The organism is uncultured Paracoccus sp. (genome assembly GCF_947487305.1).
Lineage (GTDB): Bacteria > Pseudomonadota > Alphaproteobacteria > Rhodobacterales > Rhodobacteraceae > Paracoccus.
In genome coordinates this window covers 44,617-66,011 of record NZ_CANKWH010000012.1, presented here as the reverse complement: position 1 = coordinate 66,011, position 21,395 = coordinate 44,617, and the positions used below count along the sequence as shown (strand labels likewise).

Annotated in this window: 22 protein-coding genes and 1 tRNA gene; 17 read left to right on the top strand and 6 right to left on the bottom strand. The window is 65.3% G+C overall.

Annotation, left to right across the window (positions count from 1 at the left end):
* Nucleotides 1-11: 11 nt before the first annotated feature.
* Nucleotides 12-350: a P-II family nitrogen regulator gene (locus Q1A36_RS14675; RefSeq protein ID WP_101752364.1), complete on the bottom strand. Its 339-nt coding sequence runs from the start codon at nucleotides 348-350 to the stop codon at nucleotides 12-14.
* A gap of 162 nt (nucleotides 351-512) precedes the next feature.
* Between Q1A36_RS14675 and Q1A36_RS14670 the strand changes: the two genes are divergently transcribed.
* The 5 genes from Q1A36_RS14670 to Q1A36_RS14650 all read left to right on the top strand — a co-directional run bounded on the left by Q1A36_RS14670 (nucleotide 513) and on the right by Q1A36_RS14650 (nucleotide 4,980).
* A complete protein-coding gene (locus Q1A36_RS14670; protein ID WP_299845588.1) occupies nucleotides 513-2,201 on the top strand; it encodes an NAD(P)H-hydrate dehydratase in 1,689 nt (562 codons plus the stop codon).
* A gap of 83 nt (nucleotides 2,202-2,284) precedes the next feature.
* Nucleotides 2,285-2,369, top strand: a tRNA-Leu gene (locus Q1A36_RS14665).
* 24 nt (nucleotides 2,370-2,393) lie between these two features.
* Entirely contained in the window at nucleotides 2,394-3,728 is a 1,335-nt protein-coding gene (tig, locus tag Q1A36_RS14660; RefSeq protein ID WP_299845585.1) for a trigger factor, read from the top strand.
* A 109-nt stretch (nucleotides 3,729-3,837) separates the two neighbouring features.
* Nucleotides 3,838-4,515, top strand: a complete 678-nt coding sequence (locus Q1A36_RS14655) for an alpha/beta hydrolase (protein ID WP_299845583.1) — start codon at nucleotides 3,838-3,840, stop codon at nucleotides 4,513-4,515.
* Between the two features lie 72 nt (nucleotides 4,516-4,587).
* Complete coding sequence (locus Q1A36_RS14650) at nucleotides 4,588-4,980, top strand: nuclear transport factor 2 family protein (RefSeq protein WP_157935892.1); 393 nt, start codon at nucleotides 4,588-4,590, stop codon at nucleotides 4,978-4,980.
* A gap of 4 nt (nucleotides 4,981-4,984) precedes the next feature.
* Here the strand turns inward: Q1A36_RS14650 and Q1A36_RS14645 are convergent, their stop codons facing one another.
* Together Q1A36_RS14645 and Q1A36_RS14640 are read right to left on the bottom strand one after the other, a co-directional pair.
* On the bottom strand, nucleotides 4,985-6,088 hold the full coding sequence (locus Q1A36_RS14645; RefSeq protein ID WP_299845579.1) for a YihY/virulence factor BrkB family protein: 1,104 nt from the start codon (nucleotides 6,086-6,088) through the stop codon (nucleotides 4,985-4,987).
* A gap of 37 nt (nucleotides 6,089-6,125) precedes the next feature.
* Nucleotides 6,126-6,881 carry a hypothetical protein gene (locus tag Q1A36_RS14640; protein ID WP_299845576.1) on the bottom strand — a complete coding sequence of 252 codons (756 nt, stop codon included), beginning with the start codon at nucleotides 6,879-6,881 and terminating at the stop codon, nucleotides 6,126-6,128.
* A gap of 128 nt (nucleotides 6,882-7,009) precedes the next feature.
* Between Q1A36_RS14640 and purB the strand changes: the two genes are divergently transcribed.
* From purB to gap, 4 genes are all read left to right on the top strand, one after another.
* Nucleotides 7,010-8,338, top strand: a complete 1,329-nt coding sequence (purB, locus tag Q1A36_RS14635) for an adenylosuccinate lyase (RefSeq protein ID WP_299845573.1) — start codon at nucleotides 7,010-7,012, stop codon at nucleotides 8,336-8,338.
* 60 nt (nucleotides 8,339-8,398) lie between these two features.
* The gene (locus tag Q1A36_RS14630) at nucleotides 8,399-9,421 is read left to right on the top strand and encodes a FliG C-terminal domain-containing protein (protein ID WP_299845570.1); all 1,023 of its coding nucleotides are present in this window, start codon (nucleotides 8,399-8,401) and stop codon (nucleotides 9,419-9,421) included.
* Between the two features lie 65 nt (nucleotides 9,422-9,486).
* On the top strand, nucleotides 9,487-9,630 hold the full coding sequence (locus Q1A36_RS14625; protein ID WP_299845567.1) for a hypothetical protein: 144 nt from the start codon (nucleotides 9,487-9,489) through the stop codon (nucleotides 9,628-9,630).
* A gap of 211 nt (nucleotides 9,631-9,841) precedes the next feature.
* Nucleotides 9,842-10,843 carry a type I glyceraldehyde-3-phosphate dehydrogenase gene (gap, locus tag Q1A36_RS14620; RefSeq protein WP_101752372.1) on the top strand — a complete coding sequence of 334 codons (1,002 nt, stop codon included), beginning with the start codon at nucleotides 9,842-9,844 and terminating at the stop codon, nucleotides 10,841-10,843.
* A gap of 99 nt (nucleotides 10,844-10,942) precedes the next feature.
* On the opposite strand, the gene Q1A36_RS14615 is transcribed toward gap, so the two are convergent.
* A complete protein-coding gene (locus Q1A36_RS14615; RefSeq protein ID WP_101752373.1) occupies nucleotides 10,943-11,257 on the bottom strand; it encodes an antibiotic ABC transporter in 315 nt (104 codons plus the stop codon).
* 128 nt (nucleotides 11,258-11,385) lie between these two features.
* Between Q1A36_RS14615 and pyrC the strand changes: the two genes are divergently transcribed.
* The 8 genes from pyrC to Q1A36_RS14575 all read left to right on the top strand — a co-directional run bounded on the left by pyrC (nucleotide 11,386) and on the right by Q1A36_RS14575 (nucleotide 19,859).
* Complete coding sequence (pyrC, locus tag Q1A36_RS14610) at nucleotides 11,386-12,429, top strand: dihydroorotase (protein WP_299845558.1); 1,044 nt, start codon at nucleotides 11,386-11,388, stop codon at nucleotides 12,427-12,429.
* Nucleotides 12,426-13,097 (top strand): orotate phosphoribosyltransferase, encoded by a 672-nt coding sequence (locus Q1A36_RS14605; RefSeq protein ID WP_299845556.1) that lies wholly within the window; start codon nucleotides 12,426-12,428, stop codon nucleotides 13,095-13,097. Before pyrC ends, Q1A36_RS14605 begins: the two co-directional genes overlap by 4 nt.
* Before the next feature lie 157 nt (nucleotides 13,098-13,254).
* Nucleotides 13,255-14,742 (top strand): replicative DNA helicase, encoded by a 1,488-nt coding sequence (locus Q1A36_RS14600; protein ID WP_299845554.1) that lies wholly within the window; start codon nucleotides 13,255-13,257, stop codon nucleotides 14,740-14,742.
* Nucleotides 14,733-15,089 (top strand): DMT family protein, encoded by a 357-nt coding sequence (locus Q1A36_RS14595; RefSeq protein ID WP_299845551.1) that lies wholly within the window; start codon nucleotides 14,733-14,735, stop codon nucleotides 15,087-15,089. The genes Q1A36_RS14600 and Q1A36_RS14595 overlap by 10 nt, the downstream gene beginning before the upstream one ends.
* Before the next feature lie 28 nt (nucleotides 15,090-15,117).
* The gene (locus tag Q1A36_RS14590) at nucleotides 15,118-16,284 is read left to right on the top strand and encodes a multidrug effflux MFS transporter (protein ID WP_299845548.1); all 1,167 of its coding nucleotides are present in this window, start codon (nucleotides 15,118-15,120) and stop codon (nucleotides 16,282-16,284) included.
* A 171-nt stretch (nucleotides 16,285-16,455) separates the two neighbouring features.
* Nucleotides 16,456-17,853 carry a helix-turn-helix transcriptional regulator gene (locus Q1A36_RS14585; protein ID WP_299845543.1) on the top strand — a complete coding sequence of 466 codons (1,398 nt, stop codon included), beginning with the start codon at nucleotides 16,456-16,458 and terminating at the stop codon, nucleotides 17,851-17,853.
* 172 nt (nucleotides 17,854-18,025) lie between these two features.
* The gene (locus tag Q1A36_RS14580) at nucleotides 18,026-19,351 is read left to right on the top strand and encodes a M23 family metallopeptidase (protein ID WP_299845540.1); all 1,326 of its coding nucleotides are present in this window, start codon (nucleotides 18,026-18,028) and stop codon (nucleotides 19,349-19,351) included.
* On the top strand, nucleotides 19,341-19,859 hold the full coding sequence (locus Q1A36_RS14575; RefSeq protein ID WP_299845537.1) for a polymer-forming cytoskeletal protein: 519 nt from the start codon (nucleotides 19,341-19,343) through the stop codon (nucleotides 19,857-19,859). Before Q1A36_RS14580 ends, Q1A36_RS14575 begins: the two co-directional genes overlap by 11 nt.
* Before the next feature lie 78 nt (nucleotides 19,860-19,937).
* Here the strand turns inward: Q1A36_RS14575 and Q1A36_RS14570 are convergent, their stop codons facing one another.
* Nucleotides 19,938-20,768, bottom strand: a complete 831-nt coding sequence (locus Q1A36_RS14570) for a DUF2189 domain-containing protein (RefSeq protein ID WP_299845534.1) — start codon at nucleotides 20,766-20,768, stop codon at nucleotides 19,938-19,940.
* Between the two features lie 60 nt (nucleotides 20,769-20,828).
* Entirely contained in the window at nucleotides 20,829-21,320 is a 492-nt protein-coding gene (gene coaD / locus Q1A36_RS14565; RefSeq protein ID WP_299845531.1) for a pantetheine-phosphate adenylyltransferase, read from the bottom strand.
* Nucleotides 21,321-21,395 lie beyond the last annotated feature (75 nt).

The following is a 21,395-nucleotide window of genomic DNA, read 5'->3' as shown; positions in this document are numbered from 1 at the left end:
CGGCGCGCGCTTCAGACGGCGTCGTCGCCGGTTTCACCGGTGCGGATGCGGATCGCCTGCTCGACCGGCGACACGAAAATCTTGCCGTCGCCGATCTTCTCGGTGCGCGCGGCGGCGACGATGGCGTCGATGGCGGCATCGACCTGATCATCGGGCAGGACCATCTCGATCTTCACCTTGGGCAGGAAGTCCACCACGTATTCCGCGCCGCGATACAGTTCGGTATGGCCCTTCTGACGACCAAAGCCCTTGACCTCGGTCACCGACAGGCCCTGAACGCCAGCCTCTTGCAGAGCTTCCTTCACATCGTCCAGCTTGAACGGCTTGATGATCGCCTCGACCTTCTTCATCGCAATTGACCCTTCCTGCATCCTCAGCGGCTTGCCTGAAGCCTGATTGGCGGGTTTGATGGCCGGGGTAAAGCGACAGAGCGGCCAAGGCGGGGCGGAAAACGCGATGCGCGCCTCTCTGGTTAAAAATAGTGCATGACGCACAAAATTTAGGCAACACCTATGCTGAATGGCACCCAAATCCTGACCACCGCCCAAATGCGCGCCATCGAATCTGCCGCGATGGACAGTGGTGCGGTGACGGGGCTGGAGCTGATGGAACGGGCGGGGGCGGCGGTCGTCGCCGCGCTGCTCGAACGGTGGCCTGACCCGAGGCGGGCATTCGTGCTCTGCGGACCCGGCAACAATGGGGGCGACGGCTTTGTCATCGCACGATTGCTGAAGGATCGTGGAACCGAGGTGACAACCCTGTTTCTGGGTGAGCGCGACCGACTGTCACCAGATGCCGCCGTCAACCATGACCGCTGGCAGCAGATGCTGGGCGAAAGGGATCTTTGGTTGCCAGATCCGGCGGAAGATACCGATTTGACCTCACCCGATTTCGAAATCGAGATCGGTACGAGCACTGTTGTTGTCGATGCCATTCTTGGTACGGGCAGCAATCGCCCGCTGCCATCGGCCTGGGCCAGTCATCTTCTGGATGCCGTCGAATGGGGAAGCCCCGTCATCGCGGTCGATGCCCTGAGCGGGCTCGATCTGGATTCAGGACGCTTTGCCATCGACGGGCGCGAACGGTCCCAAATAGTTGCGACGCTGACGGTCACCTTCCAGCGGGCAAAGGTCGGCCACAAGCTCGAGGAAGGACCGGATCGGTCGGGCGAACTGGTCGTTGCCGATATCGGGCTGGAACAGAATGTACGGCGCTATTTTGAGGGCCCTTACCTGCGTCACGAACCGGTGCCGTCCATCCGGCTGACCTCGCCGGCGCTGGCTCGCCCGTTGAGCAAGTCCTCCGGCCATAAATTCGACCACGGCCACGCGCTGATCCTGGCCGGGACAACGGGCCGGGGCGGCGCGGCGCGATTGGCGACGCGCGCGGCCCTTCGATGCGGCGCTGGCCTTGTCACCCTCGCCTGTCCGCGGGACGCGATCGCGGAGAATGCGGCCTCCCTTCCGGACGCGGTCATGCTCCGGCCGCTGGACGAGCCGGATGAGCTGCGGAAACTGCTGGCTGACAAACGCATCAACGCCATCTGCGCCGGGCCGGGCCTTGGGGTCGAGCGCGCGGCGATGCTTCTTCCCGTGCTCGCGGAGGATGCCCGCGACCCCAAGCCGGTGACATGGGTTGGCAATCAGAAGTCCATCTTCGATCTGCCCTTTCGTACCGGCCGGCCGACAGTGCTGGACGCCGACGCGCTGACAGCCGGGGCGGCGCAGGGCCCGGCCTTTCTGCAAGGCCTGCATGTGAACACGATCCTGACCCCGCATGAGGGCGAGTTCGCGCGGGTCTTTCCCGATCTCGGCGCGCGTCTGAAACAGAAGGACCCGACCCTCTCCACGCTGGAAGCCGTCCGTGAGGCGGCCGACCGGGCCAAAGCGGTGATCCTGCTGAAAGGTCCGACAACGGTCATCTCGGCGAACGCGCGGCGCCTGCGCAGCAAGCCCCCGGTCGAGGCGTGGATCAATTCGGCAGCAGGTCCGGACGCAGTCCCCTGGCTCGCCACCGCCGGATCGGGGGATGTGCTCGCCGGAATCATCACCGGCCTTCTGGCCCGTGGCCTGCCCCCGCTCGACGCCGCCGCGACCGGTGCCTGGCTTCACGCCGCCGCCGCGCGCCGCTATGGCCCCGGCCTCATCGCCGACGACCTGCCCGACCAGATTCCCGGCCTGTTCCGCGATCTCGGGCTGTAAGAATCCCCTCGCACCCCGCGCGCGAGCCTGCTATCAGGGCGCGGAATTTGCGCGGCGGGCTTCTGGTCCGCCCGTTTGACATTGCGGGTGTGGCGAAATTGGTAGACGCACCAGATTTAGGTTCTGGCGCCGCAAGGCGTGGGGGTTCAAGTCCCTCCACCCGCACCAAGTTGGATGAAGGATAGGACGGACATGCAGGTCAAGGAAACCCAGAACGAAGGTCTGAAGCGCGGCTACCAGATCACGCTGACCGGCGACGAGCTGGCCACCAAGGTTGACGGCAAGCTGAAAGAGGCCCAGCCCGAGATCGAGATGAAGGGCTTCCGCAAGGGCAAGGTGCCGATGGCACTGCTGAAAAAGCAGTTCGGCCAGCGCCTGATGGGCGAAGCCATGCAGGAATCGATCGATGGCGCGCTGCGCGACCACCTGGAAAGCTCGGGCGACCGTCCGGCGACCCAGCCCAAGATCGAGATGGAGAACGGCGAGACCTGGAAAGAGGGCGACGACATGGTCGTCAACGTCTCCTACGAGACCCTGCCCCAGATCCCGGAACTGGACGTGTCGAAGGTGAAACTCGAACGGCTGAAGGTGAAGGCCGAGGACAGCGCCGTCACCGAGGCGCTGGAGAACCTGGCCAAGAACGCGCAGAACTTCGAAGACCGCAAGAAGGGCACCAAGTCCAAGGACGGCGATCAGGTCGTGATCGACTTCAAGGGCTTCGTCGATGGCGAGGCCTTCGAGGGCGGTGCCGCCGAGGATTACCCGCTGGTTCTGGGTTCGGGCAGCTTCATCCCCGGCTTCGAGGAGCAACTGGTCGGCGTCAAGGCCGGTGACGAGGTGAAGGTGGAAGTCAGCTTCCCCGCCGAATACGGCGCCCCGCACCTGGCCGGCAAGGCCGCGACTTTCGAGACCTCGGTGAAAGCCGTGAAAGCCCCGAAAGCCGCCGAGATCGATGACGAGCTGGCCAAGAAATTCGGCGCCGAGGATCTGGACGCGCTGAAGAAGCAGATCGCCGAACGCCTGGAAGCCGAATATGCCGGCGCCTCGCGCGCCGTGCTGAAGCGCGCCCTCTTGGACCAGCTGGACGGCATGGTCAGCTTCGACCTGCCGGAATCGCTGGTCGAGGCCGAGGCCGCCCAGATCGCCCACCAACTCTATCACGAAGAGCACCCGGACGATCACGGCCATAACCACGGCGCCATCGAGCCGACCGACGAGCACAAGAAGCTGGCCGAGCGCCGCGTGCGCCTTGGCCTTCTGCTGGCCGATATCGGCCAGAAGGCCGAGATCGCCGTGAGCGACCAGGAAATGACCCAGGCGGTGATGAATGCCGCCCGTCAGTACCCGGGCCAGGAGCGCGCCTTCTTCGAGTTCATCCAGCAGAATCAGGCTGCCCAGCAGCAACTGCGCGCGCCGATCTTCGAGGACAAGGTCGTCGACCACATCGCCGAGGGCGCCAAGGTCAAGGACAAGGAAGTCTCGAAAGAGGATCTGGAAAAGGCCGTCGAGGCGCTGGACGAGCTCTGATCGTTCCGGCCCTTGGCTGACGGATCGGCCCCGCCTGCAGAGGCGGGGCCTTTTCATATCTGCAGGTCGCAAGACCATCGCCCGCAGAACCGACAGAGGAGTGACAGCCATGGCCCTTGTTCTCGCCCCAGGCTTCATGCTCGACGACAATCTCTGGACCGATATGGGTGACGCCCTCGCCCGCTTCGGCCCGATCCATCATGTCGATCCGACGCGCGGTCACTCCATCGAGGAGATGGCGGCGCAGACCCTTGAGAACGTGCCCGGGCGGTTCGACCTGATCGGCTTCTCGATGGGCGGCTATGTTGCCCGCGCGATCCAGCGAGCAGCACCCGAGCGGGTGCGGCGCATGGTGCTTGTCGCCACCTCGGCGCGCGGCGATTCGGCCTTTCAGGCGCAGCGCAAGGCGCTGGTCGCGAAGGCTGACCCGGCCATGTTCGGCGGGATCAGCCACCGGGCGATCCGCATGGCCCTTGCCCCTGATCGTGAGGGCGATACGGCGCTGGTCGAACGCATCCATGCCATGAGCCTCAGGCTTGGCGGCGAGGCCTTCCGTCGCCAGTCGCTGTTCCGGCGCGATGGCGACCTGCCGCAGCTTGCCGCAATCACCTGCCCGACGCTGATCGTCGCCGGCAGTCAGGACCGGCTGCGCTCGGTCACGGAATCGGGCGAGATGCTGGCGGCGATCCCCGGCGCGCGCATGACCACGATCGATGCGGGCCACATGATCCCGATGGAGGCGCCAGAGCCGCTATCCTCCGCGCTGACGGCCTTTCTCGACGCCTGACGTGCGCCCGCGCGATCCCGCTTGCCAGCCGCTGCACCGCTGGCCATGATCCCCGGCAGGGAGGACCGCGCCATGTCACTGATCCGCGATTTCTGGACCGCCATGAACGGCAACGAATGGGCCGCTGTGGCCGAGCATTTCCTGACCGATGATTTCGTCGGCATCTGGCCGCAAACGGGCGAGATCTTCCGCGGGCGCGAGGCCTTCGTTGCCGCCAATGCCTCGCTGGCGGGCCAGCACGGCTGGCTCTTCGAGGTGATGAGGGTGGTAACCGAGGGCGATCACGCCGCCAGCGACGTGCGGGTGATGCAGCGCGACCTGCACATGATCGCGCGCGCCGCCAGCTTCCACGACATCCGCGACGGCAAGATCTGCAAGCAGGTCGAGTTCTGGTCCTATCCGAACAGCATCCCGGAATGGCGGCGCGGCGTACTGGAATCGGACCCCAACCTGGCGAAGTTCTAGGCCGTCAGGCCACCGGCGTCGTGCCCGCCTCGTCGGCCTCGGGATTTCCGGGCACCGGGATCTCGTTCTCGATCTTGATCTGCCGCTCGACCTCGGAATTGATCTCGGCGCCGACGATCACCACCATCGAGGCGATCCACAGCCACATCATCAGGCCGATGGCCGCCCCCAGCGAGCCGTAGGTCTGGTTGAAATTGGCGAAATTCGCCGCGTACCACGAGAAAAGCAGCGAGGCGACGGCGAGGCCAAGCGCGGCGAACAGCGCGCCGGGCGAGATCCAGTGCCAGCGCGCGCTGCGCCGACTGGGGCCGAAGCGGTAAAACACCGCCAGTGCCAGCAGCACCGCCACGAAAATGATCGGCCAGCGCAGCCAGTTGACCAGTTGTTCAGTATAGCGATCAACCGGCAGGAAGCCGAAGACTGCAGGCAAGACCGCGATGGCGCTGAACATGGTCACGACCAGCATGGCCGCGCCGACGGTGAAGCCCATCGCCAGCAGGTTAAGCTGCAGGAAGCCGCGCCGTTCCTTCTGGAACCACGCCACGTTCATCGCCGAGATCATCGCCTTGGTCCCGCCATTGGCCGAGTAGAAGGCGATCAGCAGGCCCATGACGGTCGCCAGCGACAGCGCCGCCTGCGGGGCCGAGGTGATGGCCTCGGTCTGGTCCAGAAGAATGGTCAGCGCGCTTTCGGGGATGAAGCGGTTCAACATCTCGAAATTGTCGATGATCTTCTGCGGATCGGCAAAAAGCCCATAGATCGAGACAAAGGCGGTCAGCGCCGGGAACAGCGCCAGAAGCGCAAAGAATGTCACACCCCCCGCCACCTCGGGCACCCTGTCCTCGTTCACCTGCGTCAGCGTCCGCTTGGCGATGGCGACCCAATCCTGACGGCGCAGCTGCAGGGGCGTTTTCGCCGCGCCCGGCGGGCCGACGCGTTCAGGGGGCGGGAGAACCTTGTCGAAATCGAGCCTCCGGCGCCGGTCCCGCCAGTCGCGACCGGCCTCTGCCTCGGCCTGACCGATGCCAAACCTGGCCCGCGTGGTCTCGTCAAGATCGTCAAACAAGGCATCGAGAACCGAGGCTTTGCGGGGCGGCGGGTTCGTCATCGGCGTCCAGTCAGGCAAGGGTCAGCGACAGGGCAGGTTAGAGGCGATGCAGACGGTCATGGGTCTGCCGGTCCTCGTCCTCGACCCGCACGCCGCCATTGCGCGGCGGCGCCTCCTGCTGATGCTGCTGCGGCGGCCGGGCTTCGGATCGGTCCGCATACCGGGTGTCAGCCCGTCCCTCGCCCCGGTCCAGCAGGCTGCGCACCGTGTCGGCAGCAACCGAGAATTCGCGCATGATCCCGCCGGCCTGCGTGGCAACCTGCCGGAAGCCGGACAAGGCGCTGGTCAGCGCACCCATGACACCGTGGATGCTGCCCGAAAGGTTCTGGGCCGTCTCGCTCACGTCGCGGGCGATGTTGCGGCGCGGGGCGACACGTTCGCGCGCGGCCATGGCGCGCAGGCGGGCGGCGCGGTTGCGGTCGGCCCTGGCACGCTCGCGGGCACGGCGGCGAATCTCTTCGCGCTCCTCCTCGTCCAGTTCGGCAAAGCGCGGCGCAAGGGGGCGCTCGTGCGGCGGATGGCGGTCAGCGGCGGGCTCGTCACCGTGATCGGTCAGCTTCCGCGCCGCCAGCACCACCGCCGCCGTCGCCGCTGCGGCCAGGATGCCGGCACCGCCGAAATAAATCACCTTGCCAGTCAGGGTCGGTCGACGCGACCGGCCGGCGGCACGCGCCGCATCAACGTAAGGCCCCGGTTCCGATGGCGGAATCCGCGAGGAATGGGTGGGGCCGCGCAGGCTGGCGGCGGTTTCGGTTTCACTGGGTTTCGGGTTCACATCGCGCTCGGATGACATGGCGGACCTCGGGAATGGCTGTTTGCAGGTCAACCCGCCACCCCGGCGGAATGTTCCGACTGCGGTGAAATCTTGCCCCCCGGCCCCCTTCCCGCTATCCCGCGCCCAAGCCAGACAGGAGCCCGCCGATGATCCCTCGCTATGCCCGCCCCGAAATGACCGCCATCTGGTCGCCCGAGACCAAGTTCCGCATCTGGTACGAGATCGAGGCCCATGCCTGCGACGCCCAGGCCGAATTGGGTGTGATCCCGCGCGCCAGCGCCGAGGCGGTCTGGAAGGCGAAGGACGTGGAATTCGACGTGGCCCGCATCGATGAGATCGAGGCCGTCACCAAGCATGACGTCATTGCCTTCCTCACCCATCTGGCCGAGATCATCGGTGCCGACAAGGCCCGCTTTGTCCATCAGGGCATGACCAGCTCGGACGTGCTCGACACCACGCTGAACGTGCAGCTGGTCCGCGCCGCCGACATCCTTCTCGCCGACATGGACAAGGTCCTGGCCGCGCTGAAGCGCCGCGCGCTGGAGCACAAGGACACCGTGCGCATCGGTCGCAGCCACGGCATCCATGCGGAACCGACCACGCTTGGCCTGACCTTCGCCCGCTTCTATGCCGAGATGGACCGCAACAAGAACCGGCTGGAAAAGGCCCGGTGGGAGGTTGCCACCGGCGCGATCTCGGGCGCGGTCGGCACCTTCGCCAATATCGATCCGGCGGTCGAGGAGCATGTGTGCAAGATGCTGGGCCTGCGTCCCGAGCCGATCAGCACACAGGTGATCCCGCGTGACCGCCACGCCATGTTCTTCGCCACGCTTGGCGTCATCGCCAGCTCGATCGAGAACATCGCCATCGAGATTCGTCACATGCAGCGCACCGAGGTGCTGGAGGCCGAGGAATTCTTCAGCCCCGGCCAGAAGGGCTCGTCCGCGATGCCGCACAAGCGCAACCCGGTGCTGACCGAGAACCTGACCGGCCTCGCCCGCCTGGTGCGCATGACCGTCGTGCCGGCGATGGAGAACGTGGCTCTGTGGCACGAGCGCGATATCTCGCACAGTTCGGTCGAGCGCGGCATTGCGCCGGATGCCACCATCACGCTGGATTTCGCCCTGAACCGGCTGGCGGGCGTGATCGAGAAGCTGGTCGTCTATCCCGAGAACATGCTGAAGAACATGAACAAGTTCAAAGGCCTTGTGATGAGCCAGCGGGTGCTGCTGGCTTTGACCCAGGCCGGCGTCTCGCGCGAGGATGCCTATCGACTGGTGCAGCGAAACGCGATGAAGGTCTGGGAAGAAGGCAAGGATTTCAAAGAGGAACTGCTGGCCGACCCGGAAGTGACCGCGGCGCTGTCGCCGGCCGAGATCGAGGAGAAATTCGACCTCGGCTACCACACCAAACATGTCGACACGATCTTTGCGCGGGTCTTTGGCCCCGCCGAGGCGAAACAGGCCGGCAGCTAACCGGTCCTTAGCAAAGTTCTGACATTGTTCCCCGGAATGGATCGATTCCGGGGGGCGGCAATGACCAGCACGACAGACCTGACGGCGCGGCAGAAGGCCGCAGTGATCGTGCGGCTGCTGCTGGACGGCGAGGATCAGCTGCCGATCTCGGAACTGGATGCCGAGGTTCAGGCGCTTCTGGCCGAGGAAATGGCGGCAATGCAGCTGATCGACCGCAGCACCCGTGACGCCGTCATCACCGAGTTCTGCGAACAGCTGGAACGGATCGGGCTGACCTTTCCGGGAACTCTGGGCGCGACGCTGGAGCTTCTGGGTCAGCAACTCTCCGAGGATGCCACCGACCGGCTGTGGCGCGCGGCGGCGCTGAGCGGGCGCAGCGACCCGTGGGAGCGGGTGGCAGCCCTGCCAGTTGACCGACTGATCACCCTGGCAAGCACCGAGGCGGTCGAGATCGTTGCCCTGATGCTGTCGAAACTTCCGGTCGAAACCTCGTCCGAGGTCTTTGCCTGCCTGTCGCGCGAGCGGGCGCGCCCGGTGGCGCTGGCCATGTCGATGACCGGCGCGGTGACGCAATCAGCCTTGCAGCGCATCGGCCTTGTGTTGCTGCAGGCCGCAGACAGCCTGCCCCGCCCGGCCATCGAGTCGCCCGCAACCGAGCGGGTGGGCGCGATGCTGAACTTCGCCAGCTCGGATCTGCGGGACGCAATCCTTGACGGTCTGGATCAGGACGATGCGGATTTTGCCGGCGGCGTGCGCAAGACCATCTTCACCTTTCGCCACATCCCCGCGCGGATCGCCCCCCGCGACATTCCGCGCATCACCCGCGAGGTCGACAACGCCGTGCTGGTCCGCGCCCTTGCCGGTGCCAAGGACAATGACGCCGAGGCGGCGACCTTCATCCTGTCGAACCTGCCGCAGCGCCTGGCCGAATCGCTGCGGGGCGACATGGAAAGCGCGGGCGCCCTCCGTGCGCGCGACGCCGAGGCGGCCATGGGCGAGGTCGTGACCGCGATCCGCAAACTCGTCGATGCCGGCGATCTGGCCTTCGTGCCGATGCCCGAAGACGGCGAGACTGCGGCCTGACAGCGCATGTCCCGCCAGCCTTCTCGGCTTGCGGGCAGGCACGGTTCTGGCCTAGCACCAACACCATGACCAACCGGATCGCCATTTTCCTTGCGCTACTGATCCTCGGCCTGTTCCTGGCCGATCACTACCTGTTCCATTGGGGCCTGCCGCTGTTTTTCGCCCGGCAATTCGCCTCGTTGATCGAATGGGTCAGCTTCTGGCGCTGAACGCAGTCGGCCCTGTCACCCCTGGATTTCTCGAATCACGCCAGCGGCGCACCCGCAAGCCGGTGCACCATGTCCAAAAGCCGCATGTTAGCGCATAACATCAGCAATTGACCTCTTTTCCTCACATGGCCTGCCGATCCCGCTCTCGCCATTTGCATCACCGGCGGATCGGCGGTATGGGAAGCCAAATTCATCTGGCGGAGTATGCACCATGGCAGTCAAGGTAGCGATCAACGGCTTCGGGCGGATCGGACGCAACGTTCTGCGCGCGATCATCGAATCGGGCCGCACCGATATCGAGGTCATCGCGATCAACGATCTGGGTCCGGTCGAGACCAATGCCCACCTGATCCGCTTCGACAGCGTGCATGGCCGCTTCCCCGGCACGGTCACCGTCAACGGCGACAGCATCGACGTCGGCCGTGGCCCGATCAAGGTCACTGCGATCCGCAATCCGGCCGACCTGCCCTGGGGTGATGTCGACGTGGTGCTGGAATGCACCGGCATCTTCACCGATGCCGACAAGGCCAAGGTTCATCTGGAAAACGGCTCCAGCCGCGTGCTGGTCTCGGCCCCCTCGAAGGGCGCCAGCAAGACCATCGTCTTCGGTGTGAACGATGACACGCTGACCTCGGAAGACCTGATCGTCTCGAACGCCAGCTGCACCACCAACTGCCTGTCGCCGGTGGCCAAGGTCCTGAACGATGCCATCGGCATCAAGAAGGGCTTCATGACCACCATTCACAGCTATACCGGCGACCAGCCGACGCTGGACACGATGCACAAGGACCTGTACCGCGCCCGCGCCGCCGCCATGTCGATGATCCCGACCTCGACCGGTGCCGCCAAGGCCGTGGGCCTGGTCCTGCCCGAGCTGAACGGCAAGCTGGACGGCGTGGCCATCCGCGTCCCCACCCCGAACGTCTCGGTCGTCGATCTGGTCTTTGAAGCCGAGCGCCCGACCACCGTCGAAGAGGTGAATGCCGCGATCAAGGCGGCCGCCGACGGTCCGCTGAAGGGCATCCTCGGCTATACCGATCAGCCGAACGTCTCGATCGACTTCAACCACGACCCGCATTCCTCGATCTTCCATCTCGACCAGACCAAGGTGCTGGAAGGCAACATGGTCCGCATCCTGACCTGGTACGACAACGAATGGGGCTTCTCGAACCGCATGTCCGATACCGCCGTGGCGATGGGCAAGCTGATCTGAGCGCAAGCCGGCAAGGCAAACTGAAAACGGCGGGGCATGTCCCCGCCGTTTTTCATTCTGGCTGTTCGACCTGAACTGCCGGGCCGAGGTGAACGGCGCTTACCGGCTGCCGGTCAGCCGGCGCGAATTGGCGCGGGTGCGCTTGCCATAGGGGCGCAGGGCGGCGGACATGACGCGCTCGGCACTGGCGCCACGGCTGGCGGCGCGGGTCATCGCGAACAGCGATTCGGTCGCGGCGGCCTGTTTCTCGGCGACCATGCGAAACGGCTCGCCCGGGGACTGGTTCATCATGCCCATCATGCCCAGAACCCGCATCCCGATGACGAATTGCGATTCGATGGCGATGCGCGTCATCTGGCTCATCAGGGCGATCTGGGCCGAGGGAGCAGCCAAGAAGTTGAAGGAATTATTCATGTTGCAGCGTCCTTTCCTGTCTCCCCGATTGCACTAACTGCATACGCATCCCTCATTTTACAACCACAACTTTAGGATTGGGTGTAGATGGCTTGGCATTTGTGGCCGCCACGCTATAGAGGCAGGCCATGACCGACAGCATCACGATCCGCCGCCCCGACGATTGGCACCTGCATCTGCGCGATGGCGAGATGCTGGCAGCCGTGGCCCCGCATTCCGCCGGTTTCGGCCGGGCGATCATCATGCCCAACCTGGTGCCGCCGGTGGTGACCGGCGCGCAGGCCGCCGCCTACCGCGAGCGGATCATGGCCGCGCTGCCCGAGGGTGCTGCGCTTCAGCCGCAGATGACGCTCTACCTGACCGACACGACCGATCCGGGCGATGTGGTCGCCGCGCATCAGTCGGGCATCATCCGCGCGGTGAAGCTATACCCCGCCGGTGCCACCACCAATTCGGCCAGCGGCGTCACCGATTTCGACCGGGTGCGCCCGGTGCTGGAGGCCATGGCCGAGACCGGAATTCCGCTTTGCGTGCATGGCGAGGTGACTGATCCTGCGGTCGATATCTTCGACCGCGAGGCGGTGTTCATCGACCGCGTGCTGGACCCGGTGCGCCGCGCGACGCCGGGACTGCGGGTGGTCATGGAACATATCACCACCGCCGATGGCGTCGCCTATGCCCGCTCGGGCGGAGATGACCTGGGCGCGACGATCACCACGCATCACCTCGTCATCAACCGAAATGCCATCCTCGCTGGCGGCATCCGGCCGCATTACTATTGCCTGCCCGTCGCCAAGCGCGAAAGCCACCGGCTGGCGCTGCGCGAGGCGGCGACCTCGGGCGAGGCGCGTTTCTTCCTCGGCACCGACAGCGCGCCGCATCCCGACCGCGCCAAGCTGATGCCCTGCGGCTGCGCCGGCTGTTTCACCGCGCCCAATACCATGTCGATCCTCGCCCATGTCTTCGAGGAAGACGGCGCGCTGGACCGGCTCGAGGCCTTTGCCAGCCTGAACGGCGCCGCCTTCTATGGCCTGCCGCCGAACGAAGATCGCATCACCCTGACCCGGCGCGACACGCCCGCCGCCTATCCCGAAACCATTACCGCCGGCGACGAGACCGTCACCCTCTTCGATCCCGGCTATCCGCTGTTCTGGCACCTGGAGTCCGCATGAGCCTGCCCTACCCCACGCGCGAGGAAATCGCCCGCCTCTCGGCCCGGATGCTGCTGGAGATCAAGGCCGTCGATTTCAACGCCGAGACGCCCTTCACCTATGCCTCCGGGCTGAAGGGGCCGACCTATGTCGATTGCCGCCGGATCATCAGTTTTCCGCGCGTTCGCCAGACGCTGATGGATTTCATGGCCGCGACCGTCATGCGCGATGGCGGTTTCGAGGCCTTCGACAATGTCGCGGGCGGCGAGACGGCAGGCATTCCCTTCAGCGCCATGGTGGCCGAACGGCTTGGCCTGCCGATGACCTATGTGCGCAAGAAGCCCAAGGGCTATGGCCGCAATGCCCGGATCGAGGGCGTCATGACCGAGGGCCAGCGGGTGCTGCTGGTCGAGGACCTGACCACCGATGGCGGCAGCAAGCTGAGCTTTGTCGATGCGATCCGCGAAACCGGGGCGAGTTGTGCCCATACGGCGGTGATCTTCTATTACGGGATCTTCCCCGAGACGACGCAGCGGCTGGCCGATCACGGCGTGCAATTGCATCATCTCTGCACCTGGTGGGATGTTCTGGCCGAGGCCCGCGCGCAAGAGGCCTTTGACGCGGCGACACTGGCCGAGGTCGAGACCTTCCTGACCAGCCCCCGCGAATGGCAGGCGGCACATAGCTGAATTAAGTCAATCAGTTAGAATATTTTATCCACAGGTCGTCCACAGGCTGTCCACCGCCTTCGGGATGATCTGACCCCATGTTTTTTCGCCGGACCGCGTTCCCTGAAGGGCCGCGATCGGGTAAGTTTCGGCACAAATCATAACGAGGGCAGGAATCATGGCAGAGGCGACGGCGATCACGATTCGGCAGGCCAGCAGGGACGCCGAAGAACAGGCCGTGCCCTATTCCATCGAGGCCGAGCAACAGCTTCTGGGCGCGCTTCTGACCAATAACGACGTGTTCGACCGGATAAGCCAGATCATCAAGGCCGAGCATTTCTACGAGCCGGTCCATGCCCGCATCTTCGAGATCTGCTCGGACCGCATCCGCAAGAACGCACTGGCGAGCCCCGTTACCATCAAGGCCTTCATGGACAATGATTCCGGCCTGAAGGATCTGGGCGGCCCGGCCTACCTGGCGCGGATCGCCGGGGCCGCAATCTCGGCCTATGCGGCGCGCGACTATGCCCAGATGATCCGCGAGTTTGCCCTGCGCCGCGACCTGATCGCGCTGGGGCAGGACATTTCCGCCCGCGCCGCCAGCGTCGTCGTCGATGACGATGCAGAGCAGCAGATCACCGCCGCCGAGCAGGTGCTCTACAAGCTGGGCGAACAGGGCACGGCCGAGCGCGGCTTCCAGAGCTTCCTCAAGGCCGTGACCAGCGCCGTCAACGCCGCCAATGCCGCCTATCAGCGCGACGGCGACCTGTCGGGCACCTCGACCGGGCTGGTCGATCTGGACCGCAAGATGGGCGGCCTGAACAATTCCGACCTCATCATCCTTGCCGGTCGTCCCTCGATGGGGAAAACCTCGCTGGCCACCAACATCGCCTTCAACGTCGCCAAGGCGCACAAGATGGGCGAGCGGTCCGATGGCACGCACGGCACGGTTGCCGGCGGCGTGGTGGGCTTCTTCAGCCTCGAGATGTCGGCCGAGCAGCTGGCGGCGCGGATCCTGTCCGAAGCCGCCGAGGTGCCGTCCGAGCGCATCCGTCGCGGTGACATGGACGAGGCCGAGTTCCGCCGCTTCGTCGAGGCCGCCCATGCGCTGCAAAGCTGCCCGCTTTACATCGATGACACCCCCGCCCTGCCGATCAACCAGATGGCCGCCCGCGCCCGGAAGCTGAAGCGGACGCATGGGCTGGACGTGCTGATGGTCGACTACCTGCAGCTGCTGAAGGCGGCATCCGCGAAGGACAGCCGGGTCAACGAGGTGAGCGAGATCACCCAGGGCCTGAAGGCCATCGCCAAGGAGCTGAACATCCCGGTCATTGCCCTGTCGCAGCTGTCGCGTCAGGTCGAGAACCGCGAGGACAAGCGCCCGCAGCTTTCGGACCTGCGCGAATCCGGCTCGATCGAGCAGGACGCCGATATCGTGATGTTCGTCTATCGAGAAGAATACTACCGCGAGCGCGAGAAACCGGCCGATCACGAGCTGGACAAGATGGCCGAGTGGCAGAAGCAGATGGAATCCTGCCATGGCAAGGCCGAGGTCATCCTGGGCAAGCAGCGTCACGGCCCCATCGGCACGGTCGAGCTGTCTTTCGAGGGCCAGTTCACCCGCTTCGGCAACCTCGCCAAGGATCGCCAGACGCAATGGGACTGAACCTGCCGATCCCGGTTGTCACCATCGGCTTGCTGATCGCCTCGAATGTCTTCATGACGGTCGCATGGTATGGGCATCTGAAGTTCAAATCGGCCCCGCTGCTGACCGTCATCTTCGTCAGCTGGATGATCGCCTTCTTCGAATACACCATGCAGGTTCCGGCGAACCGCATCGGCCACGGCTATTATTCGGCCGCCCAACTGAAGACCATTCAGGAGGTCATCAGCCTCTCAGTCTTCGCCATCTTCTCGTGGGTCTACCTGGGCGAGCGGCTGACCTGGCAGCATGGCGTCGGCTTTGGCTTCATCTGCCTTGGCGCCTGGTTCGTCTTCCATGACTGGGGCTAGGACAGGCAGCAGAACGCCGCCGCATCTCATGACGCTGGTGGCGCTGTCGGGCGTCGCGGCGCTGTCGATGAACGTGTTCCTGCCCTCGCTGCCGGGAATGGCGCGGGATTTCGGCGTCGATTACGCGCTGATGCAGCTGTCGGTCTCGGCCTATATCGGCGCCAGCGCCGTGCTGCAGCTTCTGGCCGGGCCGATCAGCGACCGGCTGGGGCGTCGTCCGGTGGTGCTGTGGTCGCTGGTGATCTTCCTTCTGGCCACGCTCGGGACGCTTCTGGCGCGCGACGCCACGACCTTCCTTGTGTTCCGCATCATTCAGGCCGCCATTGCCCCCTGCATGCTGGTCTCGCGCGCGGCGGTGCGCGACATGTATGACGGCAACCGCGCCGCCAGCATGATCGGCTATGTCACGATGGGCATGTCGGTGGTGCCGATGATCGCGCCGATCATCGGCGGGGTGCTGGACGAGGCCTTTGGCTGGCGGGCGAATTTCGCGCTCATGGGCGTTCTGGGGCTGATCGTGCTGGTCTGGGTCTGGCTCGATCTGGGCGAAACGGTCCGCGATGGCGGCGTGCCGCTGCGCCAGCAGATCGCCAACTACCCGGTGCTGGCGCGCTCGGTCCGCTTCTGGGGCTATTGCGCGGCGGCGGCGCTGTCCTCGGGGGCGTTCTTCGCCTATCTCGGCGGCGCGCCCTTCGTCGGTGAGCATGTCTTTGGTCTCACCTCGGCCCAGGTCGGCTATTACTTCGCCGCACCGTCCATCGGCTATCTGGCCGGCAACTTCATGTCCGGGCGTTTCTCGGCGCGACTTGGCCTGAACCCGATGATCCTCGGCGGTTCGATCATCTGCTTTGCGGCGCTGGCCGTGGCACTGCTTGCGGATCTGGCGGGACTGCACCATCCGCTGATCTTCTTCGGCGCCATCGCGCTGATGGGCGTCGGCAACGGGCTGGTGCTGCCCAATGCCAACGCCGGGATGATGGGCGTGCGGCCCGAGCTGGCCGGCACCGCCTCGGGTCTCGGCGGGGCGCTTGCCGTGGCCGGGGGCGCGGTGCTCTCGGCGCTGGCCGGGGCGCTGCTCCATGAAGGCGCCGGGGCGATGCCGCTTCTGGCGATCATGACCGCATCGGCCCTTGGCTCGCTCGTGGCGATTCTCTGGGTGATCCGGCGCGAGCGGATACTGACCGACGAGATCTGACCGCGGCCAACGATATTTTAAGCTTTGCCGGCTAATCTGGCCGGCATGTTCCGATTGCCCCGCCTTTTTCTGGTTCTTCTGCTGCTGGCCCCGCCGGTTCAGGCAATGCAGCCTCTTGCCCCGGATAGTTTGCAAAGGCTAAACGCCGATTTGCAAAGCGGAGGGGCGATCATGTCGGTGCAGAAGATCTATGCGGGCGTCTCGCTGCGCGAGACCCGGGCGCGGGCCGGGCTGAACCAGCGCGCCTTTGCCGAACGGCTGGGGGTCAGCCTGCCCTATCTCTCGCAGATGGAAAACAACCACCGACCGATCTCGGCGGGGGTGTTGCTGCGGCTGGCACAGGAGTTCGGCATCGACCTGACTGCGCTGTCCGCAGGCGATGCCGAGCGGCTGGTCATCGACATGCAGGAGGCACTGGCGGACCCGGTCTTCGATGCCGCCCCCGCATTGGCCGATCTGCGGCTGGCCGCGACCAATGCCCCGGTTCTGGCGCGCGCCTTTCTGGATCTCTACCGCGCCCATCGCTCAGGTCAGGAGCGGCTGGCGGCGCTGGACGAGGCGATCGGCGCCTCGGGCCAGAACGCCACCCCCGCGCCGTGGGAAGAGGTGCGGGATTTCTTCCATTACTGCGACAACTACATCGACGCAGTGGACCGCGCGGCCGAGCGTTTTGCCTGCCCCGATGGCCAGCGCGGTGATCCCTGGACCCTGGCGCAGGAGGCGCTGGCGGGCGCGGGCTTCACAGTGCGGATGACCGAACTGCCCGCCGGCGCGGTCTTCCGCCGCGAGGGGCGCGCGCTTCTGGTCAATGCCTCGGCCGAGGCCCCGACCCGGCGTTTCCAGCTGCTGCATCAGGTCGCACTGGCGCGGCATGGGGAACTGTTGGAGGCGACGCTGGATCTGGCGCGATTCCGCAGCGAGACCGCGCGCGAGATCGCCCGGATCGGCCTTGCCAACTACTTCGCCGGGGCCGCGCTGATGCCCTATCGCGCCTTCCTGCGCTTAGCCCGGGCCGAACGTCACGACCTTGAACGGCTGGCGCATCTGTTCGATGCCTCGCTGGAACAGGTGGCGCACCGGCTTTCGACCCTGCAGCGCCCGGCGGAAAAGGGCGTGCCCTTCTTCTTCGTCCGCGTCGATCAGGCCGGCACCATCACCAAGCGCCATTCCGCCACGCGGCTGCAATTTGCCCGCTTCGGCGGCGCCTGCCCGCTGTGGAACGTGCATCAGGCCTTCGAACAACCCGGCCGCTTCCTGCGGCAGATGGCCCAGACCCCCGATGGCGCGCGCTATCTGCTTCTGTCCCGCGATGTCTCGAAACCCGGCGGTGCCTTCGGCGCGCCGGTGCGGCGCTTTGCCATCGGCCTTGGCTGCGAGATCACCCATGCCGCCGGCATGGTCTATGCCGACGGGCTGGATCTGACCAACCCACCTTCCTATGAACCCATCGGCATTTCCTGCCGAATCTGCCCCCGGCCCGACTGCCACCAGCGTTCGGTCCCGCCCATCGACCGCAGCCTGCGGGTGCCTGCGGATCGCAACGGTCCTTTACCCTATGAAATCGCCTGACGATTTCATTCAAAGCTCGGCGGGTTTCCGCCGCAACTGGCGTGAATCTGCCCAACTGGGTATAGCCCGGCAGCTAGGCTGTTGCATTGAAGGCACAGCCCCTGTTTACGAAAGTCAGACTGGAACCATAAGGGTCCCGGATCAACGGGACTTGGCAGCTTGGGGACATGCATTGGCTTTTGGGATCACGAACCGTCTGAATTCGTCGCTTGAGCGCTGGCTGCCCGAGCAACGGCTTTTCCTCCGTTCCGACGACAGCACCCGGTTCGTCCGACTGCGCCCGCTGACCCAGTTCGTCGCCATCGGCGGCACCACGCTGGTCTTTGGCTGGGCCATCCTTGCCAGCTCGATCCTCGCCATCGACGCGATCAGCGCCGGCTCGTCCCGCGATCAGGTCCTGCGCGCCCAGAGCGCCTTCGAAGAGCGGCTGGAGCAGCTTTCGGCCGAGCGTGACGCCCGCGCCGCCGATGCCGCCGCCGCCCAGACCCGCTTCACCGTGGCGCTGGACCAGGTGTCGAAGATGCAGTCGCAACTGCTGGCCTCCGAGGAGGCCCGGCGCGAGCTGGAAACCGGCATGGGCGCGGTGCAATCCACCCTGCGCACGGCCATTACCGAGCGTGACAGCGCCCAGGACGAAGCCAAGACGCTGACCGCCGCGATCGAGGACAATACCGGCCAGCCCTTGCCGCAGGCCGGCCGCAACGAAGAATTCTCGGTGGCGCTCGACATCCTGTCGGGCGAGCTGAAACAGGCTTCGAGCCAGCGCGCCGAAGCCGTGGCCGAGGCTGAAGAGGCCCGCCAGACCGCCGAAGAGATCGCCGTAGAGCGCGACGAGATCCTGGCCCGCCATGACGAGATCTTTGCCCAGCTGGAAGACGCCGTCAGCATCTCGGTCGAGCCGCTGGACAAGGTCTTCCGCTCGGTCGGATTGAACCCAGAAGACGTACTGCGCACCATCCGCAGCGGTTATTCCGGCCAGGGCGGCCCACTGAACCCCATTGCCTATTCCAGCCACGGCAATGCCGCCATCTCGCAGGACGAGACCAAGGTCAACCAGATCATCGTGACGCTTGACCAGATGAACACCTATCGCATCGCCATGGAAAAACTGCCAATGGCCATGCCGGTATCGTCGTCCTTCCGCTACACCTCGGGCTACGGTCGCCGCTGGGGCCGCGCGCATCAGGGGATCGACATGGCCGCGCCGACCGGCACCCCGGTCAGCGCGACGGGCGATGGCGTGGTGATCTTTGCCGGCCGTCAGGGCGCCTATGGCAATTTTATCAAGATCCAGCATGAGCTTGGGACCGAGACCCGCTATGCCCATTTGTCCAAAATTCGCGTGAAGACCGGACAACGCGTGTCGCAAGGCGATCGAATTGGTGATATGGGCAATACAGGTCGTTCGACCGGCCCGCATCTGCATTACGAAGTTCGGGTGAATGGTCGGGCTGTCAATCCTATGAGCTTCATCGAGGCAGCAAGCAATGTTCAGTAAATCCCGTGTAACCGACACCGGAAACAAAAACCCGGGCACTCCGGCCCCCAAGGATGCCGAGATGGCGACCCCGCAACCGGCGCCGGCGATGCCCGAGCGCGCAAGCGACTTCTCGGCAGCGCCCTCCGCCGCGCCGCGTCCGCGGACCACACCCTCGGTCCTGTCCTCGGACCTGACCGTGACCGGCAATATCCGCACCCAGGGCGACATCCAGATCGAAGGCAATATCGAGGGCGACATCCGCGCCCATCAGCTGATCGTCGGCGAAACCGCCACCATCAAGGGCGAAGTGGTCGCCGATGACGTCATCGTCAATGGCCGCGTCGTCGGCCGCGTCCGTGGGCTGAAGGTGCGTCTTTCGGCCACCGCGCGGGTCGAGGGCGATATCGTCCACAAGACCATCGCCATCGAATCGGGCGCCCATTTCGAAGGTTCGGTCCAGCGCCAGGACGATCCGCTGTCGGGCGAAGGCACCAAGAAACTGGCCCCGCCGAGCGCCGCCAGCTGATCGCAGGCTGGACTGTCAGCATAGAAAAGGGGGCCGCGGCCCCCTTTTTCATGTCCGGCGAACAGCAGAACGAAGTGATCAGTCCGGACGATCCTGCGCCCGGTCCGCAGCCGGAATTACCGCGCGATAGACATGCCAGCTGGCATGGCCCAGCACTGGCAGGGCGATGAACAGCCCCAGAAAGGCCGGCAGGATGCCGAGCGCCAGCACGACAGCGATGACCACGCCCCAGACCAGCATTGGCAGGGGATTGCGAAACACCGCCCGGAACGAGGTGATGATCGCCGTGATGAAATCCACCTCGCGGTCCAGCAGCAGCGGCAGGCCGATGACGGTGATGCAGAACAGCACCCCGGCAAATCCCGCCCCGATCAGCGTGCCGATGGCCAGCATCAGCAGCCCCCGGCCCTGAAACAGCACCTCGGGCGAGGTGGTGATATTGGTCAGCGCCGACAGGCCCATGAACAGCGCGAAGATGGTATGGGCGACGAAGACCCAGAACATGAACATCAGCAGGATCACCATCGCCATGGATGGGATCTGCCGATCCTTCTGGGCAAAGACCACGCCCGCCACCGAAGGCCAGTCCAGCGGCTCGCCCGCCTCGAGCCGGCGACTGACCTCGTAGAGACCGACAGCAGCAAACGGCGCAAGCAGCGGGAAGCCGACGACGAAGGGGATCAGCCACCATTCCTGCCCCGCCGCCAGCGCCACCGCCGTCAGTGCCAGGCCACCCAGCACGTAGAAGGCCGAGAACAGGAGGCCAAAACCCGGAGCCCGGCGGAAATCACCCCACCCTGCCGCGAGCGCGGCCCAGATCGCCGCTGTTGAAATCCGCGCCGGTTCGGGCACGACATCCGGGCTGCGCGGCAGCCCCATGGTGACGGGCGTGACAACAGGATCGGGCATGGCGAACTCGCTCGTTTCGCCACAACCTAGAACCGAGTCACGCGCCGATCAACGGGCTTGTCAGGCGAAGCGCTCGCGCAGGGCCACGTCGATATCGGGGGTCACGAATTTCGACACGTCACCCCCCAGCCGGGCGATCTCTTTCACCAGACGTGAAGCAATGGCCTGCCGCCGGGCATCGGCCATCAGGAACACCGTCTCGACGCTGGCATCCATCGCCCGGTTCATCCCGACCATCTGGAACTCATACTCGAAATCCGCCACCGCCCGCAGCCCGCGCACGATCACCGAGGCGCCCACGTCGCGGGCGCAATGGATCAGGAGGTTGTCGAAGGGATGGACCTGGATCTCGCCACCGGTCTTGGCGGTGATCGCCGCGCATTCGCTCGTGACCATCGCCACCCGCTCTTCAAGACTGAACAGCGGGTTCTTGTCCTTGTTGATCGCCACCCCGATCACCAGACGATCGACCAGTGCCATGGCGCGCTGGATGATGTCGATGTGACCCAGGGTGATCGGATCAAAGGTGCCGGGATAGAGGCCGATACGCATCAACGGGTTCCCTCCGGTTCGTCGTCGCCGTGACCCAGAAACCCGATCAGGCGGGCGATTTCAAGCCATTACCCT

Coding starts and splice junctions, on each gene's coding strand:
- coaD (WP_299845531.1), bottom strand. CDS start 21,320: ATGCGTATCGGCCTCTATCCCGGCACCTTTGATCCGATCACCCTGGGT.
- Q1A36_RS14655 (WP_299845583.1), top strand. CDS start 3,838: ATGGCCCTTGTTCTCGCCCCAGGCTTCATGCTCGACGACAATCTCTGG.
- Q1A36_RS14625 (WP_299845567.1), top strand. CDS start 9,487: ATGACCAACCGGATCGCCATTTTCCTTGCGCTACTGATCCTCGGCCTG.
- Q1A36_RS14605 (WP_299845556.1), top strand. CDS start 12,426: ATGAGCCTGCCCTACCCCACGCGCGAGGAAATCGCCCGCCTCTCGGCC.
- Q1A36_RS14585 (WP_299845543.1), top strand. CDS start 16,456: ATGTCGGTGCAGAAGATCTATGCGGGCGTCTCGCTGCGCGAGACCCGG.
- Q1A36_RS14670 (WP_299845588.1), top strand. CDS start 513: ATGCTGAATGGCACCCAAATCCTGACCACCGCCCAAATGCGCGCCATC.
- Q1A36_RS14570 (WP_299845534.1), bottom strand. CDS start 20,768: ATGCCCGATCCTGTTGTCACGCCCGTCACCATGGGGCTGCCGCGCAGC.
- Q1A36_RS14650 (WP_157935892.1), top strand. CDS start 4,588: ATGTCACTGATCCGCGATTTCTGGACCGCCATGAACGGCAACGAATGG.
- Q1A36_RS14575 (WP_299845537.1), top strand. CDS start 19,341: ATGTTCAGTAAATCCCGTGTAACCGACACCGGAAACAAAAACCCGGGC.
- Q1A36_RS14595 (WP_299845551.1), top strand. CDS start 14,733: ATGGGACTGAACCTGCCGATCCCGGTTGTCACCATCGGCTTGCTGATC.
- Q1A36_RS14590 (WP_299845548.1), top strand. CDS start 15,118: ATGACGCTGGTGGCGCTGTCGGGCGTCGCGGCGCTGTCGATGAACGTG.
- purB (WP_299845573.1), top strand. CDS start 7,010: ATGATCCCTCGCTATGCCCGCCCCGAAATGACCGCCATCTGGTCGCCC.
- gap (WP_101752372.1), top strand. CDS start 9,842: ATGGCAGTCAAGGTAGCGATCAACGGCTTCGGGCGGATCGGACGCAAC.
- Q1A36_RS14615 (WP_101752373.1), bottom strand. CDS start 11,257: ATGAATAATTCCTTCAACTTCTTGGCTGCTCCCTCGGCCCAGATCGCC.
- Q1A36_RS14645 (WP_299845579.1), bottom strand. CDS start 6,088: ATGACGAACCCGCCGCCCCGCAAAGCCTCGGTTCTCGATGCCTTGTTT.
- Q1A36_RS14600 (WP_299845554.1), top strand. CDS start 13,255: ATGGCAGAGGCGACGGCGATCACGATTCGGCAGGCCAGCAGGGACGCC.
- pyrC (WP_299845558.1), top strand. CDS start 11,386: ATGACCGACAGCATCACGATCCGCCGCCCCGACGATTGGCACCTGCAT.
- Q1A36_RS14675 (WP_101752364.1), bottom strand. CDS start 350: ATGAAGAAGGTCGAGGCGATCATCAAGCCGTTCAAGCTGGACGATGTG.
- Q1A36_RS14640 (WP_299845576.1), bottom strand. CDS start 6,881: ATGTCATCCGAGCGCGATGTGAACCCGAAACCCAGTGAAACCGAAACC.
- tig (WP_299845585.1), top strand. CDS start 2,394: ATGCAGGTCAAGGAAACCCAGAACGAAGGTCTGAAGCGCGGCTACCAG.
- Q1A36_RS14630 (WP_299845570.1), top strand. CDS start 8,399: ATGACCAGCACGACAGACCTGACGGCGCGGCAGAAGGCCGCAGTGATC.